The sequence below is a fragment of the Qipengyuania citrea genome, from assembly GCF_024171405.1.
Classification (GTDB): domain Bacteria; phylum Pseudomonadota; class Alphaproteobacteria; order Sphingomonadales; family Sphingomonadaceae; genus Qipengyuania; species Qipengyuania profunda.
In genome coordinates this window covers 34,210-50,788 of the sequence record NZ_JALJZT010000002.1, presented here as the reverse complement: position 1 = coordinate 50,788, position 16,579 = coordinate 34,210, and the positions used below count along the sequence as shown (strand labels likewise).

The window sequence follows — 16,579 nt, the reverse complement described above, 5'->3', positions numbered from 1 at the left end:
CCGCAAATCCCCGCTGGCTCATAGCTTTTCGTTGTCCGAGCTCTGGCCATAGCCATAGCCGTAGCCATATTCCGAACCGTAGCCGTATTCGGAATTGCGTTCATCGACCTTGGTAAGGATGCCGCCCAGGATCCGACCACCCATGGACCGCATGCGCTCGATCGCGCTCGACAGCTGGCGAACACCGGCACGGTTTGCCTCGATGATATATACGATGCCTTCGACCTGGCTTCCCAGGACCGGAGCGTCCGCGATCCCGAGCACCGGCGGGGCATCGATCACCACGAAATCGTAGGCACTACGCAGTTGCGTCAGCAACTCGCCGATCCTGGGACCCGCGATGAGCTGACCGGGATTGGGCGGGATCGCGCCAACGCTCAGGATGTCGAAATTGGGGCCAACGTCCCGCTGGATCAAAGTACCAAGAGCATCCTGGCCGGTCAGGAATTCGACCACCCCACGCTCGTTCGGCACGCCCAGCCTCTTGGCCACCGACGGATTGCGAAGGTCCAAGTCGACCAAAATGGTCTTGCGGCCACTGCGCGCAAGCCGGTGGGCCAGCGCATAAGACGAACTGGTCTTACCTTCACTGGGCACCGTGCTCGTAAGCATCAGGGTTTTCGGGAAACCTTCGGAAGTCGACATATCAAGCAGCACGCCGGCCGACAGATAGGCTTCCGAAATGGCACTCTTGGCGTCGGCAAGCTCGTCCAGGGGGTCTTCCGCATCGGTTTTCGGAATGACACCCAGCAGGGCGATGTTCAGCTTCTGCCTCACATCCTGGGGATCCCGGACGCTTCGATCCATCTCTTCGCGAGCGAACAGGACTGCACCCGAAACGCCGATACCCAGCAGAAAGCCTAGCGCAAGGTTGAGCGGCAGATTCGGACTGGAAGGCTCGCGAGGGATACGCGGCGGATCGACAAGTTGCACATTGCTCGCTGCAGCCCCTGCAACACCGATCTCCTTATAGCGCTGAAGCAGGCTGTTGTAGAGTTCGCGGTTGGTGTCGACGTCGCGCTTCAATATGTTGTACTGAACAGTGGCGCGCTGTTCATCGTTATAGATGGAGCGCAGCCCTTCGACTTGTGCCTGCAAAGCTTGCTCGCGCTGTTGCGCCTGCATCAAGTTGCGCCGCAAGTCGGCCTGCCCGGTACCGAGCGCATCGGCGATCGAACGATCGAGCTCAGCAATCTCGTTGGTCAGGGCCTCGACCCGGGGGTAACCAGGCTCGAATTGCGTCAGAAGGTTGGCCTTCTGCGCTGCAAGCTCCGCACGCTTGGCACGCAGCGTATTCGCCACTGTGTTACCTTGCTGCTGAACACCGGCCTGCAAGGCACTTTCCGCAGCAATGCGATCGGCACGCGCGCTGTTCAACGCGTCGTTCATGCTCGCCAGGTCGGACGCCTTGAGCGTACGATCATTCCCGGTGGTCGCTTCACTGTTCGAGAGCGATACGATTCCGCTCTGCGAAGAATAGGTAACGAAGGATCGCTCGGAATCTTCCAGGCGCGAGCGCAATTCTGCGAGCTGCTGCTCGAGAAATCTGCGTGCATCGTCGGTAGCGGCAAACCTCCGCTCCATCGAAGCCGCAACGAATTCGCTGATCCAGGTCGAAGCGATTCTCCGCGACAGCTCCGGAGACGGGCTCGTGAAGGACACATCGGCGAGGCTCGATCCGACAACCGGTTCGATGGAAATAAGTTCAAGGAGGAGCAGCGATGTCCGCTCCATGGCAAGCCGCTGGTTGCCGGACCGGATTTCCCCATCGTCCGGGATATTGAACGCGTCGATGAAGGCCTCGTCGGCCGGTAGGTTCAGCTTACGCGCGACGCGTTCGGCCAGAGCCTCGCTTTCGAGAAGCGCGTACTGTGTGCGATAGAACTCGTCGTAATTGAGTCCGTCCCCCGCAGGCTCGACTCCCTCGACGTCCGATACGTTCGCTTCGATCCTGTTGATCTGGATACGCGCGGTCGAGGTATATTGCGGCGTTGCGAGCAGAGTCAGCACCAGCGCTATGGCGACCGCGGCGATTATGATCGCACCGACTATCAGTCGGTTCGTCCAGAAAACCCGCCAGATGTAGTGGAAGATCGAGGGTTTCTCCGGCCCATTGCCGGGGCCTTCAAACTCGGCCGCCTCATACGGTCCCGATGATGCTGCAGTCGCCATATTATCCTGGGTTGTCACCTGAACCTACTTTCGAAATGTTGGCTTGCCGCGATCAAGCGGTGCGGGAAAGCAAGACGAGCGGAGTGGTCAGCAAGTTGGTAACGCCTTGGATCGTGTCCAGGAATCGCCGGGTCTGGGATTCGTCAACCACCACCCTATCGCCGGGATAGACGCTTGGATCGGCGTAGTTTCCGCGCCTGATCGCCCTCACATCATATAGCCCGACATACTTCTGACCACTTACCTCGCGAAAAACGATCACGGTCGTGACCCTCGCAAAGTCGTTCTCACCGCCAGCAACAGCAATCGCCTGGGTCAGTGTCTGGTCGCGATAAACCGGATATATTCCGGGGCGCCTGACCTGCCCATCGAGCGTTATCGCGTTGCTCGTCGATTCAACCAGGTTCACCACCACGTCGGGATCCCTGAGATAGTTCTGTCGCATCCTCTCCTCGAGGATGTCCGCCAGTTCGACGGGAGTAAGGCCGGTTGCCTTCACGGCGCCTGCCAGCGGAACCGAGAGGAAACCCTGTGCATCCACGGACAACTGGCGAGTCAAATCGGGCATCCCGACGACCTCTACTTCGACCTTGTCGAGCGGTCCCAAAGCATAGAGAAAGCTGCCGTCGGCGCCGACCTTCTCGGGCTGAGGCATCGCGCCCGCCTGGACGTACTCCACCGTAGGGGCGAGCCCCAACTCCGGAGGGCCGCTCGAGCACCCTGTCACGGCGAAAACCGCCGCAGCCAAAACAAATTTCGGATTCATAAAGGTCCTCAAGTTCATCGAGAAATTGCCCCAGGCAAAAGAGGTCGATCGCGCCCTACCCAATTTTCCGATGCCTTTCGAGATCAATGCTAGAGACCGCCAAAAAGCCGGTCAAGATTGCGAATACCAACTGCCCCAAGGGGGTTCTCGTGGGATAGTCAACCAGCCCGGCGATTAGCCACACCCCGAGCGCCCCGCAAAGGTAGACGGCAAGGATGCGCGCCTTGCCGTCGCCAGCGTGCCAAAGGCGCAGTAGCCGCCGGACAACCCACACCAGAGCCGCAACGAGCAGAAGCAATCCCGCCAGCCCGGTTTCAATAACATATTGCAGCGGCTCGAAATGCGCCTGGTTTAGATAACTTGTGCTCAGATTTTCGACGTTCTCGTATCCGTAGAAAACGCTTTCGAACGCGCCAAACCCGATACCCTCGAGCCAATAGTCCCGCATCATCTCGAAAATCTTGGGCAGGTAGATCCAGCGCAGCTCATCCGCCGGATCGGATTCGAACAGGCGGGTAAGCGCGGTCTGCCGTTCGGTGATGGCCAGATAGCCGAAGACCATGGCCAAGGCCGCCAGTACGCTGCCACCCAATCCGGTAATGGCCAGCCTCACGCGCCGACTTGATCCCTGCCATGCACGATTGAGCGCCGGCGCCTGCCAAAGCATTACCGCACAGACCACGCTTACTGGCGCGCACAGCAAGAGGCCTGCCCGTGACCCGGTGACGAACAGCAGCGGATAGATGAGGAACACGAGCGCGAGACCCGATGCGAGACGGAGGCTGGCTCGCCGGTCGCGCAGGTCGATCCGCGTGATCATGTAGCAAACTGTCAGCAAGAGCCAGTTCAGCAGCACCGCCTGATGATTCTTGTTCGCGAACAAGCCGACCGGGTGATGGCCGTGTGTTACGCGGTAGAAGTACAAACTGTCGGCTCCGAGCGCCTGCAAATAGCCGACCACCATGCTGAGCACGCCCATCGCCAAAATCGGAGGCAGTATCCAGCGACGCTCTCTGTTCCATAGCAAGCCGACGAAACCCACCGCTACCAGCGGCACGAACATCGAAAAGAACGCATTCCACGTTCGGCTCGGCTCGAGACTGAGCGGACGCCACACGTCTTGCATTCCAAAAAGCTCGTCGAGTTGCGCGACACCTTCCCGGCCGGGCAGCGAACTCCAGATCACCGGCGGTAGGGGGACGAGTTGCAACAAGGCAATGACCATCAGCGAGCCGATGAACAGCAACGGGAAACGGACCGCTTTCAATTCGTCGGCCGAAATCCGCCAGACGATATAGATCAAGAACAGGGCAGCCAGCGGTCGCAGCAGCAGAAGCGACAATATGTCGGGCCGCGAACCACCGCCGGTCAGACCAACGAGCAGGATGAAGGCGAAGTAGATCGCGAGGTGCAAGCGTCGGTCCTGGAAAAACCCGCGGAGTCCCTTTGATGACGCCGCTTTTTTCTTGGAGGTCTTTCTTGATCGCCTCCCTGCCGGACGTGATCCGGATCGATCCACGCTGACGGTCGATGACATGATCTTTGCTTCCCGTTCCGTTCTACGTCAGCCCATCCCGTGCGCGACGATGATGCGCCTGTAGGACACATCGGGCTGAAATCGCAACTCGATTACACCACCAAACGTTTGCTTTTACACTATCAGAACCGCTCACCCGCTGCGGCGAAACGCCAATCAGTCGACGTTAACTTAAGTATCCCGCCACGACGGCCCGGCGCCTTGCGCCGTTTCCCTTAGCGTTCATGCCTGTGGGGTTTTGGGCATGATAATCTCCGAGGCCGACGCAAATCGTTTTTATCATTCAGCTCAGATCTGCACCTGTCGTGTCGTCCCGAGGCGGCAACGCAGCGAATATTCCGCCCATGCAACAGCCCGTTTGTGGGCCCCGTTCACGACTTCAGGGTCTCAAGTTCGAGCGTAGCCATAGGCCTCGATGAGATCGCCCATTTCGGCATCGCATAGCTCGACGAGTTCCGCCGGCATCTCGTCGCGCCAGCCACCCGCCTTGCCTTTTCGCATTGTAGGTGTGGGGCCGGTTCCCATCCCCGCCATTTCGTCCACCTTGCTGCCATCGATGCCGCAGAGATCGACGATGCTGCGCAAGGCGTCACGCTTCCTTTCGGCGGTGCCTCCGCCTCGTTGCCCCACCAGATCCTCGAAACGGACCGCGAGCGTACCCGGACGGTCGAGCCACGGAAGATAGCCTTGCAGGGTCGCCCGCAGGGGACGAATAAACGGATCGGCGTTACGGCCGACGATCAGGGAGCGAAGCCGGTCCTTGTCGTTTTCAAGCACCTCGGCAAGGTAGGGATGCAACCGATGCCTGCGCAGCCCCATCGCGTAGTGCAGGCGCGACAGAACGATGTCACGCGGGTCTCGGGCGATGAAGATACTGCATATCTCTGCCCCCGACAGAATGTCCTCCAGTTCCTTCGACCAATAGAGGTGCGCGGAAAACATCTGTCCGGGCCTGACCGTGGAAATAGCGCGCTCGGTCTTCGGAAGGTTCACCATCGGAAATCCGAGATCGTTGCTCGTCCCCGGCATACCGAGCCGATCGATATCGAGATGAAGGCGGGAATTCTGGAGATCGGCCAGTCGCTCGAGCTCGGCAGTGAGCAGGTGGGTCCCCGCCTTGGGGATACTGTTCACCAAAATCCGCGGCCCCCGACGCCAGACTTGGGCACGAGCATATGCGCGATAGGCAGCAATCAGGGTTTTGCGCAGGCTAGAGCTTTGTACAAAATGCTTCGACACGGTCAGGGAACACTCCGGAAATTCGGTGCGAGTTACAGGGCCAGCCTGCGTGAAGGCGGTGAATATGGACGTCATGACAGCGAAGCAAGGCGGATAATTCAGCTACCGTGCCGGTAAAGCTTCCGTACAGGCGGCCGAGTGCCTAATTCAGGAGACCCACGACCCATCCCGCAACTAAGGAACCCAACTGCATGCTTGGTGAAGCAGCCATCAGAACCGGATTTGGTCGTCGCGAAGTTCTAACCGGTTCGCTGGCCGCACTGGCGGTGACCTCCGGAACACTCTTCCTGGGTAAGCTGGGCATCGGCGGGCAGACTGCCGGTGATCTGACCGATGAGCTTGCGACGGCTCCAGCCGATACGATCGTGACCATCACCAGCGGTCTGTGGGCCGTATCGCGATCGATCCGCGTAGCGGCCAAGGTGCGGTTCGCGGGCGGGATCCTGCGCCCCGATGACGGGGTGATAATCGACTTCGATCAGGATATCGATGCGCCGCCGGGGCAGCATATCTTCGATTTGACGAATGTCCGATGGGTTCGCGGCGTCCAACAGATGGATAGCGCAAAACGGCAACAAACTCTCTGGGAAACCGGAGGTAATTTCCGCCTGCCTGGCATAGCCTATGCCAGCTGGTTCGGTGCTCAGACCGGCCCCGAACATGACAACACGCTGGCTTTGCAGTCGATGCTGGATAGCGGTGCGCGCGATGCTGTGCTCGACGGATTCTATCTGCACACGGCCAATTGGGTCGGAGACAATCAGCGTCTCCGCGGCCTTGCCCCCTTTGGTGAAGGCACACGGTCGGGGCTGAAGACCGTTCCCTACGACCAGAGTTTCATCGAGCTGCTCAACAGGCCGAATCCCAGCTCACCGGCCGAAGACTCTTTCCGCGGTCTTTCGACCAAATCGGGGATCGAAACCGCTGCTTTCGCTGATTTCGAGTATGACGGATCCGCTCAGGAGCATTTCGATCACAAGACCCGGTACCGCAACTATTTTGCAGACGAATCCTCGGTTGCGGAAGGCCCAAAGTCTTTTCGCCGCCAGCTGATGCGTCAGGGCGGCATAAACATCGGACAAGGAGACAATGACGGCGCCTACCAGGCACCGCGTGCGACCATGATCGAGCGCGTGTACATTCACGACACGGTTCGAAGCGCGATCGTCGCCAACCGCGCGCCCGGGGTCACCATTCGGGACTGTCGTTTGGCCAATAGCGATGTCGACCATCTCATCTACGCAGATCGCAACCCCGACCTACTCGTCGAAAACGTTACTCTTTCGGGCTATGCCCACGGGGCAATGGTCGTGATCAGCGGTGGTTCGTTGCGCAATTGTGTTGTTCGAGACCTGTCGGCAAATCCGATCCCCGGTCGCGTCACGGACAGCATCGTCTGGCTACGCGCCGACTTGCCCGAACCTACGGAGGTTACCAACCTTGTCATTTCCGGCGCATTGGAAAAGCTGGGTAATGAGGATGTCCAAGCAAAGGTATTCAAACTGGCCGGCAAGCGAGCCGCCACTATACGAGGGCTCAAGATAACGCATACCGGGTCTCCCGCCGCCTCATTTACCGTGTTCGGGACACAAAAGAGCGCTAGCGCAATCCAGCTCGATGGACTGATGGCACGAGACATGCCTGCCGGCGCGACCTTGTGGAACACGCCCTTCAACGTCAGCGACATCGTGATGCACAATATCGATTGGACGTGGAACGAGGAGACCCGGAAAGCGCCGTATCTGATGCGTTTCGGCGGTCTGGTTGGTGCCGATTTCAACAACATCACACTTAACGGCGCCAGTCTCGAAACCCTTAGCTATGTCGAGAGAAGAGCCCGTAAAATCGATACAGCGGCGATCAAGGCGAGCCACACCATCGGGCGGATGGTCGATGCTCCGGGTTTGTGATCCTGCTGCTCCAACAGACAGACCCGCCGAGACAGATCATGGCTCCAGCCTACAGCGGAGGAGCGTTACCCGGTCGGCTTAGGAGGGATCAGCCCGTTTATCGGAGAGGGCATAGTCAGGTGCGGGAATGAAGAACCGCCGCGCCAATGCGCCGGGCCAGGCGAACAGCCAGGCTGCCGCGCGGTAATACCACGGGGCCTTGCGACGCCCCTTGGTACGCGGATCGAAGGTGATACGGCCTTCGTGTTTGAATTCGTTGCCGCCTATCACGTGCTCGATCGCAAAGTACCGGCCGTTCCTGATCGTGTCGACGAGGACGGAAAGGTCGATGTCCAGAAAGGCGCCGATGCGCTCGAGCTCGCGCACGGGATTTGCAGAGAAATCGTCATGCGACAGATGGAGCACCCGGTCCGGATAGGCCCGGGCAGTCAAGATCGCGGCGATCATTCCTACCGACCAGCCCAATGCGATGACCATCAGAAACGGAAACGTCATCAGACCGGGTCGATAGAGCCGCTTCATGAATTTAACCGGGCTGCCAGCACCCAGACGATAGTAATGCGACGTGATGGTGATGTCCGGCTCGCGGTAGATATGAATGACTTTCGCCGAGGGATCCGAGCGCAACATCATCAGGCCGCGGGTATATTCCTTGTGGCTGTCGACGAAGGCCGGCACATCGAAAACGTCGGCAATCGTGTCGTTCAGGTCGCGCGTTGCCTGCGCATAGAATGACCATTTGTCGTCCGGCACCTCCGGCTTGCTACGCAATGCAGAGCCGAACTGGCGGATATCCGTCAATTCATAAAGCTTGGGAATGTCTTCTTCCAGGTCGCGACCGGTGCGAACGCGGTATGCGCCGAACACCTGCGACCATTGCGGGCACTCGCGAATTTTCGCGCCACACGAGCATTCCTCATGGGGGCCACGCGCAAGCGCATCAAGGACCTCGCCGCACCCCTGTATCTGGGGGTGGCCATTGAGAATTACGGTCAGGATCGTCGAACCGGAATGGGCGCGTCCGGCAATGTAGATCGGCGTGACACCATCAGCCATGCGTTGCACCCCCTGGCCCACTTTGCGCCTTGCCCCAGTGCGAGATATCGAAGTCCACCATCTCGGCAAGCTTCGCGAGATCCCCGGCATAATATTGGGACAGCTCCTGTCGGACGGACTGTGTCATCGGCTTCGGACGTTCACCATAACGGTCAAGGGAAGTCGTCACCCCTCTCCGCACTTTGGTGCGAAGTCCGCGTGGCAGGAAAGGCTTGATCAGCGATTTGATGGCTCCCGGACGATTGAAGGAATTGCGAATTCCCTCGATCACGGGATTGGCATGGCGCACCGTTACGTTCTCCTGCCGTCCGGCATTCACGGTCTGCCGGGAAACCTCGAGAAAATCGCACATCGTATCGAAAACGCCCTGCCCATCTTCCTTCAGCTTGTCGAAGCTCAGGAGTAGGACGTTCTCCCGCCCGAAGCGGTCGAGGTATCGCTCGACATGCCGAGAGAAAAGACCCGAATAGAGATAACGCCATCCATAAATGAAATGGTCGCGCTTACCTGCCAGTTCCTCAGCGATGGCCTGCTCGAAACTGGCCGCCGATTCCCGCCCGCGCGATGAATTGTAACCCCAGGCCGAGTAAGCACGCGGGACGGGATCACGCAAAGCAATGATGATCTTCGCGCCGGGTACCGTAGCCTTGATGCGATCTGCTGCGTGCGGCGACGGCAGATAGGGTGTCGAGGCTTCTCCGCGTTGCTGCGCCCGTTGCGCTTCCGCACTGGAAAACAGCGCAGCATAGTCATCCGCGTTGAACACGCCCAGATCGACTTCGGACAGCGGCTGAATGCGACCGTGCTTGTCGGGCCGATAAAGCGTTTGCCATCGCTCTGGATCGTCGAAGCCCCGAATGAAATATCCGGGTTCCTTCGGATCCGACATGAAGACCTGCTCGTGCCGCGCAAGCATCGCGTGCAAGCTCGTGGTCCCGGCCTTCTGGGCACCAACAATAAAGAACGTCGGAGACATCATTTCACGACTGCCTTTGGAACGAAAATCGGGCCCAGGATCGAGGGGTCGATACCAAGGTTGCGGCGAGCCCAGATGACGACGGCAATATTCCATCCGGCCTTGACGACGAGCAGTCCCCATGCCGCGCCGATGGCACCAAATTCCCTGGTGAGGAGCAACAAGACCGCGAAGCCGACGATATTGAAGGTTGCCAATATTTTGAGAAACTCGCGGTCATGGCCGGTCATATTCATCAATTGCCCACTCGATCCACAAATCGCTGCAATGACGAACCCGGCCATAATCACCAATAGCGCAGTTGCCGAGGTCGAGAAGCTGGGGTTGAGCAAATCAAGCAGTTGCGCTCCGAAAAAGCCCAGGATGACGGCACCCAGCAATGCCATCGCTGTCGAAGCGATTGCAGTAAAACTGGCAACGCGCTGGAGTTGCGCAAGATTGTTCGCCGCGTAGTTACGCGCAAGCATCGGTGCGGTCAGCAGGTTGAGCCCCTGCAATGGGAAAGCAATGATGGTTGCAACGCGGACCGCTGCGAAGAACGCACCTGTTTCCGCCGGAGGAATGAACTGCCCAACCACTACCACGCTGAGAGGTGTGATGGACGCGTTCATGGCCGTGGCGAGCCAAAGGCGGACCGAGCTTTTGCGCCACATGGACTTTGCAGCATCCAGCGTTTCGTCGGGTGTGGTGTCGGCCCGCTCCGCTGCGGCGATCTGCGCAAGAGCGCGTCGCCAGCGAGGTCGGACGATGAACAGCAACTGCAATGCGTTAAGCACCAAAAGGGTTATCGCGAGAAACCATAACGCGGTGGTCGCATCGGTAGCGATGGTCAAGCCGCCGCCCGCCAACGCCATCAGGCTCATCGCGAGCGGTCTCCAGACAATCTCTTTCGGTACCAGCGACCTAACCAGATTGCCGAGACCCCGCAGCAGATTTGCCTGGAAGTCAGCCAGTATCATGCCGGCGGTTAGCGCCGCAGCGGGTATGATCGACGGGTGGGCATGGGAAAGTGAGGACCACAGAAGAATAACGAGAACGCTCGCCAGGATCCCGACAACCGAAACCATCAGCGAGAAACGCAGCACTGCGCTCATCAAGTCCGTCCGGCCGCGTTCGCTATATGTCGACAAGGACCTCAGGATGAGCCTGCATTGTCCGAAATCGAGCATGACCGACAATGCCGTGGCAAGCGAGAAGGCATAGCCGAAATGGCCGAACTCATCGGTCGGCATCCAGCGGGCCATGGCGAAGACCAGCGCAAAGCCGAGCCCTGCGGAGAGAAACCGGATAGCGATTGAAATGGCTCCGCGCCCCGCCAATCGTCGGTTGCTGTTAGCCGCCATCAATTGTCGACGCCGGCGCCGAAAAACTGCTCGCGCTCTTCGGCGGTGAATCCTGCAGCGCGGGCCATCGCGATCCACCGAGGGTCGGTCGGCGATATTCCAACGGAAGCGGGACGGATCTTACTGACATCAAGCGCCTCGCCCGGGGCGCCCGCCAAGCTTCGTATCGTCGCGACGTTGCGAGCGGCATCACGGCAGACATCCTCGAAAGACAGCGAGACAAAGCGGCTTCCATAAAGGGCGCGCCCCTCGCGCTCCGCCAGTCGATATGCCCCCAGCCAACCCCCGAGAAGGCGCTGCGCCGCAGGAACCCTTGCGCTCTTGGGAGGAAGTTGCACCCCCACCTCAGCAAAGAGCGTGTTCGTCGTATCGATCCATTTGGTGCGAAGGAGCTCTTCCATCCCCCAGCCGTTGAACCGGCCGGGCCGCGTCAAAGCTGTAGAGCGGTTGCGGCGCTTGCGCAGACCCAGGGGATCGAACCGGTCGGAGGGGAGCAGATGGGAACTCGCAAATGCGACAGGATGGCGGTAGAGATGAACCAGTACGGCGTCGGGAATGATCGCGTGAATCGCAGGGATTTTGCCCATGCAGCGCGTCACATCGAACGCCGTGGGTCCGTCTTCGAGAAAGTACTCGAGATACTCGACCTGCTTTTCCGATAGGCCGCGAACGGTCTCCTCGCCTCTCGGTATCGGCGCGTAAAGAGACCGAAAGCGATCGGGATCCCGATTGTACAATGCAATGAATTCCGCTCGGGTGCGTTTGACGTTGTCGGCCGGAAGGTCATGCAGCAAATGGCTGAACGGTTCGTCATAGCACGTGTAGCGCGCATCTTGCCGGAACAGGTTCCACAATGCGGTAGTACCGGAACGGCGCAATGCAACGACCGCAATATGTCGAGGCGTCTCGCTCATTGGAGGGCTACTTGCTTTCCACCCATTGCGCAAAACGCCGCGCGTTGACGAATCCAGCGTTGAAAAACCAACCGATCATCAGGCTGATCGACTTGCCCAGCGGAAGCTGCTCTTGCGTACGATAGACGTTCCACTGGAACGGTATAACGCGAATTTTATTCGAAGAGACCGTGCCGCTATGGAGGCGATAGCTGCATGTGACTTCGTCGAGCAAATCGGCTTTGGGCACCTGTTTGAGCAAACGCAGGAAGAAAACGAAATCCTGCCGCTTGCGGATTTCGGGAAAGTGAACCGGTTGAGCTAGCGCCCGCCGATCGACCAGCAGGCTCGAAGTGCGAATTATGCAGTGCCGCAATAGCTGTTCGTAGGTAACGCTTGCGGCAAGCCGCCCACTCCGACCGATCTGTTCGCTTTCTGCATCGATCAGATCGTAACGCGTATAGCACACAGCCGAGCCGGTCCGGTCCATGAAGCGCAGCTGTTGCTCAAGCTTGTCCGGATACCAGCGGTCATCTGAATCGAGTAGCGCGAGATAATCGCCGGACGCGGCATCGATCCCCGCATTCCGCGCACGTCCCGCTCCGCCATTCGTTTCCATCCGCACTATCTTGATGCGGCGATCCGCCATCCCCTCGACGATCGCGACAGTGGCGTCGGACGAAGCATCGTCGACAGCGATGACCTCCAGATTGGCATGGGTTTGATCCAGCACCGACCGGATGGTTTCGACGATATGCGCCGCCGAGTTATGCATCGGCACCACCACGGAAACCAAGGGTTCACTGGGGAACTGCCCGTCTTGCACTTGTGGAGATTCTCGCATGGGCAAGTTCAAGCCTACCTTGGTCTCGAAGAGTGATCTTGGGCCAGGTTGAGCCCACCGCCTTGGCCCGCCCGAGTGTGCGGTTAACCAAGGCTGCTAGCGCGTTGGAATGAATGTTCCAAGACCATATCTGACCGTTAGACCCAGTCTAAGGTAAGGACGCGGGACAAGCGGCAACAGCGAACTGTGGCCCGCCCTTTTAGGAAAGGCCGCACCCAACCACTTTTTGACAAGACGTCAAAGCTTCGCATGAAAAGTATGCGCCCGCTGCGGACACTCTGCTGGGTTAACCGCCAAGCTCAACGGTTGCCGCCCAAGGCCGACCAATCCTGCATTGATCGCTTGCGAATTGCGCCATGTCCGGCAGCGGAGCGGTATCACAAACCGGCTCCAGCTAGAGAAACCAGAGGAACCCCCGCAGACTGGTTCGACTTCAGTTGACAGTCAATTCCGCACGGATTGTGCCCGACCAAACTGATCTTTTAGCCAAGCTCTCAGCCCCAGATGCAGAAAAGGCCGCCACCGGAAAACGGTAGCGGCCTCATCTTTGAAATTCGCTAGAAGCTTACGGGCTAACAGCTTCGTCATCGTCGTCGCTGGCAGCGACGATCACGCCGGCAACCACAGCGATACCAGCAAGGATCGCGATGATCAGGCCTGCGCCACCGAGTTCACTGGTTTCACCAGCTTCGGCGGTCGAGCGCGAAAGGTCGGTTGCAACGGCAGCGTCAGCTGCAGCAGCGGATACCGAACCGACGGCCATGGTTGCGGCTGCGAGGCCGGCGAGAAGGCGGCTGGTCTTCATATTTAGTCTCCTTAAGTTTTATTCTTACGCGAGAATTCGATTTTTCGCTAGCAGCGATTCGAATACCGCGCAACCGGATAATTCATTGTTACGTCGCATTTTTACAACGCAGTCAGCTCCGACCCATTCTATTCTCAAAGCACCTTACGTCGGCTCAAGGACAGGTCAATATGCATTCGGGTGCACCAGGACCCGGGCCGTCGCGAATATGATTTTGATGTCACGCAAGACCGACCAGTTGCGAATGTACTCCAGATCCGCCTGGAGCCGGTCCTTTAGATGACCTTCGGTTTCGGTCGCGCCGCGGTGCCCGCGAACCTGGGCCAGGCCGGTAAGACCCGGCTTGAGCGCGTGCCGCTGCCAATAATCGGTATCGACTTCCCAGAAGAGCTTTTTGCCCGCCTGCGACCCCAATGCATGCGGACGCGGCCCGACCACGCTCATTTCCGAACGCAGGACATTGATGAGCTGCGGCAGTTCGTCGATCGACGTCTTGCGAATGATGGCCCCGATCCGCGTCACACGATCGTCTTCGCGCGAGGTCGAGCGCGCGCCCTTGCAGTCGCCCTTTTCTACGCGCATCGAGCGAAACTTGAGCATGTCGAACAGGCAATTATGCGCGCCCATGCGCTGCTGGACGAAGAAGATCGGCCCCCCGTCCTCAAGCTTGATCAGCACAGCTACCAGCGCCATCAGCGGACTGAGCAGGATCAACGCCGGCACGGTGATCGCCAGATCCATGACCCGCTTGAAGATGCGGGCATGAAGCGCCAGGGGACCGGTCGAGACAACCAGGAAGGACTGGCCGCCCTCGCGCTCCAGCGCGATTGCGCCAAGTTCCTGCAAGGCGGTGGAGATAACCTCACCGCGCACGCCCGCCCCGCGCATGACGCTCGCCCATTTCGGGCGCTGGTCGGCCGCGCAACTGACGACGACACGATCCATGCCGCGCATCATCCGGCCAATGCGATCGAGACTGTCGGGTGAAGCATGCGCGCCGGAGATGTCGAAATCCTCGGCATGAACGACCTGCGCACCACGAATGGTCACCTTTGGCCCGCCATCCATGACCACCAGTACCGAACTCACGCTCGGACCGTAGGCCTGGCGCAGGCTGAAATGCATGCCGATCCGGAACAAGGCCATGCCGGCAAAGGCGAGAACCAGCGCGAGCGAGAGCATGACGCGCGAGAATTCGGTCGCAGCCTTGGCGTAGAAGATCATCACCGTACACAACATGGCTGACACCACCAGTGCGAGGCCAACCTGTCCGATCGCGTAGCGCGCTTCGTCGAGCGCGCGGATCGAATAACACCGTTGATGCACTGCAATGACCAGGAAGATCGGCAGGAAAGCCCAGCCCATCGCAATGGCGAGTTCATGCGGCCACTGATTGCGATAAAAGCCTCCGGCGGCCACGAAACTGCCAAGCAGGATCAGGGCATCGACCAGCAGCATCAGCAGATACAGCTGAATACGGCGACCTTCCATCGCCGGGCGGCGAACCGCGTGGGAGACATTCTCAAGATACACGTTCTTCGCTCCGCCCTTCTCTTCCCGGGGGGTATGGATGACCATGCGACGTTGTTCTTGTGCTTCATGCAAGATGCGCGGGTTAACCGGATCATAGTCTCCGTTAACTCTCCGTGGCAATCCGTATTGTCTATTTGCGCCATTGTGGGACCGCTACGGCAATCGGGCTGACAGCCCATGCGCCACGTGGCCCTCCGCTTCCAACGTGACCGCTCCCTTGCCCTCGGCCCGCGCTCTGCTATGGCGCGCGCAACTCTCATTCGAACGAACAGGAACCCCATGGCGAAGATCAAGGTTGCGAACCCGATCGTCGAGCTCGACGGCGACGAAATGACGAAGATCATCTGGGAATGGATCCGCGAGCGGCTGATCCTGCCCTATCTCGACGTCGATCTGAAATATTACGATCTTTCGATCGAAAAGCGCGACGAGACGGAAGACCAGATCACGATCGACGCGGCCAATGCGATCAAGCAATATGGCGTGGGCGTGAAATGCGCCACCATCACCCCCGATGAAGCCCGCGTCGAGGAATTCGGCCTCAAGAAGATGTGGGTCAGCCCCAATGGCACGATCCGCAACATCCTTGGCGGCGTCGTCTTCCGCGAGCCGATCGTGATCGACAACGTTCCGCGCCTCGTCCCGGGCTGGACCGATCCCATCGTCGTCGGCCGTCACGCTTTCGGTGACCAGTACCGCGCCAAGGACACGTTGATCCCCGGCCCCGGCAAGCTGCGCCTCGTCTTCGAAGGCGAGAATGGCGAGAACATCGATCTCGATGTCTACGAATTCCAGAGCTCGGGCGTCGCCATGGCGATGTACAATCTCGACGACAGCATCCGCGACTTCGCGCGTGCCTGCATGAACTACGGCCTCGACCGTGGCTGGCCGGTGTATCTGTCGACCAAGAACACCATCCTCAAGAAGTATGACGGTCGTTTCAAGGACCTGTTCGAGGAAGTGTTTGAGAGCGAATTCAAGGACAAATTCGCTGAAGCGAACATCATCTACGAACACCGCTTGATCGACGACATGGTCGCATCCGCGCTCAAGTGGAGCGGCAAGTTCGTCTGGGCCTGCAAGAACTACGACGGCGACGTTCAGTCGGACGTGGTGGCGCAGGGCTTCGGCTCGCTCGGCCTGATGACCAGCGTGCTGATGACGCCCGACGGCAAGACCGTCGAAGCCGAAGCTGCGCATGGGACGGTCACCCGCCACTATCGCCAGCACCAGGAAGGCAAGGCGACCTCGACCAACCCGATCGCCAGCATCTTCGCCTGGACGCGCGGCCTGATCTATCGCGGGCGCTTCGACAACACGCCCGACGTGGTCAAGTTCGGCGAAACGCTCGAGCGGGTTTGCATCCAGACCGTCGAAAGTGGCAAGATGACCAAGGACCTCGCGCTGCTCATCGGCCCCGACCAGAGCTGGATGACCACCGAGCAGTTCTTCGAGGCGATCGTCGACAACCTCGAAACGGAAATGCAGGCCTGGGCCTGAAACCA

Annotated in this window: 13 protein-coding genes; 2 read left to right on the top strand and 11 right to left on the bottom strand. The window is 59.2% G+C overall.

Translation table 11 applies throughout. The features are described from left to right. Window positions 1–18 precede the first annotated feature (18 nt). From J2S32_RS01115 to J2S32_RS01100, 4 genes are all read right to left on the bottom strand, one after another. Window positions 19–2,172, bottom strand: coding sequence for a GumC family protein (locus tag J2S32_RS01115; RefSeq protein ID WP_253515261.1), 2,154 nt, complete (start codon window positions 2,170–2,172; stop codon window positions 19–21). Window positions 2,173–2,224: 52 nt separating this feature from the next. Continuing rightward, window positions 2,225–2,956, bottom strand: a complete 732-nt coding sequence (locus tag J2S32_RS01110; RefSeq protein ID WP_253515260.1) for a polysaccharide biosynthesis/export family protein — start codon at window positions 2,954–2,956, stop codon at window positions 2,225–2,227. Between the two features lie 37 nt (window positions 2,957–2,993). Then, window positions 2,994–4,352 (bottom strand): O-antigen ligase family protein, encoded by a 1,359-nt coding sequence (locus J2S32_RS01105; RefSeq protein ID WP_253515258.1) that lies wholly within the window; start codon window positions 4,350–4,352, stop codon window positions 2,994–2,996. Between the two features lie 510 nt (window positions 4,353–4,862). Then, window positions 4,863–5,789, bottom strand: a complete 927-nt coding sequence (locus J2S32_RS01100) for a sulfotransferase domain-containing protein (protein WP_253515256.1) — start codon at window positions 5,787–5,789, stop codon at window positions 4,863–4,865. Between the two features lie 116 nt (window positions 5,790–5,905). Between J2S32_RS01100 and J2S32_RS01095 the strand changes: the two genes are divergently transcribed. Then, on the top strand, window positions 5,906–7,624 hold the full coding sequence (locus J2S32_RS01095; protein ID WP_253515254.1) for a right-handed parallel beta-helix repeat-containing protein: 1,719 nt from the start codon (window positions 5,906–5,908) through the stop codon (window positions 7,622–7,624). 78 nt (window positions 7,625–7,702) lie between these two features. Here J2S32_RS01095 and J2S32_RS01090 read toward each other — a convergent pair whose 3' ends face one another. From J2S32_RS01090 to J2S32_RS01060, 7 genes are all read right to left on the bottom strand, one after another. Next, the gene (locus tag J2S32_RS01090) at window positions 7,703–8,680 is read right to left on the bottom strand and encodes a sulfotransferase (protein ID WP_253515251.1); all 978 of its coding nucleotides are present in this window, start codon (window positions 8,678–8,680) and stop codon (window positions 7,703–7,705) included. Then, window positions 8,673–9,659: a sulfotransferase family protein gene (locus tag J2S32_RS01085; RefSeq protein WP_253515249.1), complete on the bottom strand. Its 987-nt coding sequence runs from the start codon at window positions 9,657–9,659 to the stop codon at window positions 8,673–8,675. The genes J2S32_RS01090 and J2S32_RS01085 overlap by 8 nt, the downstream gene beginning before the upstream one ends. Beyond that, the gene (locus J2S32_RS01080; protein ID WP_253515247.1) at window positions 9,656–10,999 is read right to left on the bottom strand and encodes a lipopolysaccharide biosynthesis protein; all 1,344 of its coding nucleotides are present in this window, start codon (window positions 10,997–10,999) and stop codon (window positions 9,656–9,658) included. Before J2S32_RS01080 ends, J2S32_RS01085 begins: the two co-directional genes overlap by 4 nt. Further along, window positions 10,999–11,913, bottom strand: coding sequence for a sulfotransferase (locus J2S32_RS01075; protein ID WP_253515246.1), 915 nt, complete (start codon window positions 11,911–11,913; stop codon window positions 10,999–11,001). The genes J2S32_RS01080 and J2S32_RS01075 overlap by 1 nt, the downstream gene beginning before the upstream one ends. Before the next feature lie 7 nt (window positions 11,914–11,920). After that, a complete protein-coding gene (locus J2S32_RS01070) occupies window positions 11,921–12,748 on the bottom strand; it encodes a glycosyltransferase family 2 protein (RefSeq protein WP_253515245.1) in 828 nt (275 codons plus the stop codon). Between the two features lie 553 nt (window positions 12,749–13,301). Then, complete coding sequence (locus tag J2S32_RS01065; RefSeq protein ID WP_253515243.1) at window positions 13,302–13,541, bottom strand: hypothetical protein; 240 nt, start codon at window positions 13,539–13,541, stop codon at window positions 13,302–13,304. 165 nt (window positions 13,542–13,706) lie between these two features. Beyond that, window positions 13,707–15,119 carry an exopolysaccharide biosynthesis polyprenyl glycosylphosphotransferase gene (locus tag J2S32_RS01060; RefSeq protein WP_253515242.1) on the bottom strand — a complete coding sequence of 471 codons (1,413 nt, stop codon included), beginning with the start codon at window positions 15,117–15,119 and terminating at the stop codon, window positions 13,707–13,709. 234 nt (window positions 15,120–15,353) lie between these two features. Here J2S32_RS01060 and J2S32_RS01055 point away from each other — a divergent pair, with 234 nt between their 5' ends. Continuing rightward, window positions 15,354–16,574, top strand: coding sequence for an NADP-dependent isocitrate dehydrogenase (locus J2S32_RS01055; RefSeq protein WP_253515238.1), 1,221 nt, complete (start codon window positions 15,354–15,356; stop codon window positions 16,572–16,574). Window positions 16,575–16,579 lie beyond the last annotated feature (5 nt).

What these genes read in the sequence shown, in the direction of transcription:
- J2S32_RS01115 (WP_253515261.1), bottom strand. Translation starts at nt 2,172, where the DNA reads ATGGCGACTGCAGCATCATCGGGACCGTATGAGGCGGCCGAGTTTGAA.
- J2S32_RS01110 (WP_253515260.1), bottom strand. Translation starts at nt 2,956, where the DNA reads ATGAACTTGAGGACCTTTATGAATCCGAAATTTGTTTTGGCTGCGGCG.
- J2S32_RS01100 (WP_253515256.1), bottom strand. Translation starts at nt 5,789, where the DNA reads ATGACGTCCATATTCACCGCCTTCACGCAGGCTGGCCCTGTAACTCGC.
- J2S32_RS01095 (WP_253515254.1), top strand. Translation starts at nt 5,906, where the DNA reads ATGCTTGGTGAAGCAGCCATCAGAACCGGATTTGGTCGTCGCGAAGTT.
- J2S32_RS01090 (WP_253515251.1), bottom strand. Translation starts at nt 8,680, where the DNA reads ATGGCTGATGGTGTCACGCCGATCTACATTGCCGGACGCGCCCATTCC.
- J2S32_RS01085 (WP_253515249.1), bottom strand. Translation starts at nt 9,659, where the DNA reads ATGATGTCTCCGACGTTCTTTATTGTTGGTGCCCAGAAGGCCGGGACC.
- J2S32_RS01080 (WP_253515247.1), bottom strand. Translation starts at nt 10,999, where the DNA reads ATGGCGGCTAACAGCAACCGACGATTGGCGGGGCGCGGAGCCATTTCA.
- J2S32_RS01075 (WP_253515246.1), bottom strand. Translation starts at nt 11,913, where the DNA reads ATGAGCGAGACGCCTCGACATATTGCGGTCGTTGCATTGCGCCGTTCC.
- J2S32_RS01065 (WP_253515243.1), bottom strand. Translation starts at nt 13,541, where the DNA reads ATGAAGACCAGCCGCCTTCTCGCCGGCCTCGCAGCCGCAACCATGGCC.
- J2S32_RS01060 (WP_253515242.1), bottom strand. Translation starts at nt 15,119, where the DNA reads ATGGTCATCCATACCCCCCGGGAAGAGAAGGGCGGAGCGAAGAACGTG.
- J2S32_RS01055 (WP_253515238.1), top strand. Translation starts at nt 15,354, where the DNA reads ATGGCGAAGATCAAGGTTGCGAACCCGATCGTCGAGCTCGACGGCGAC.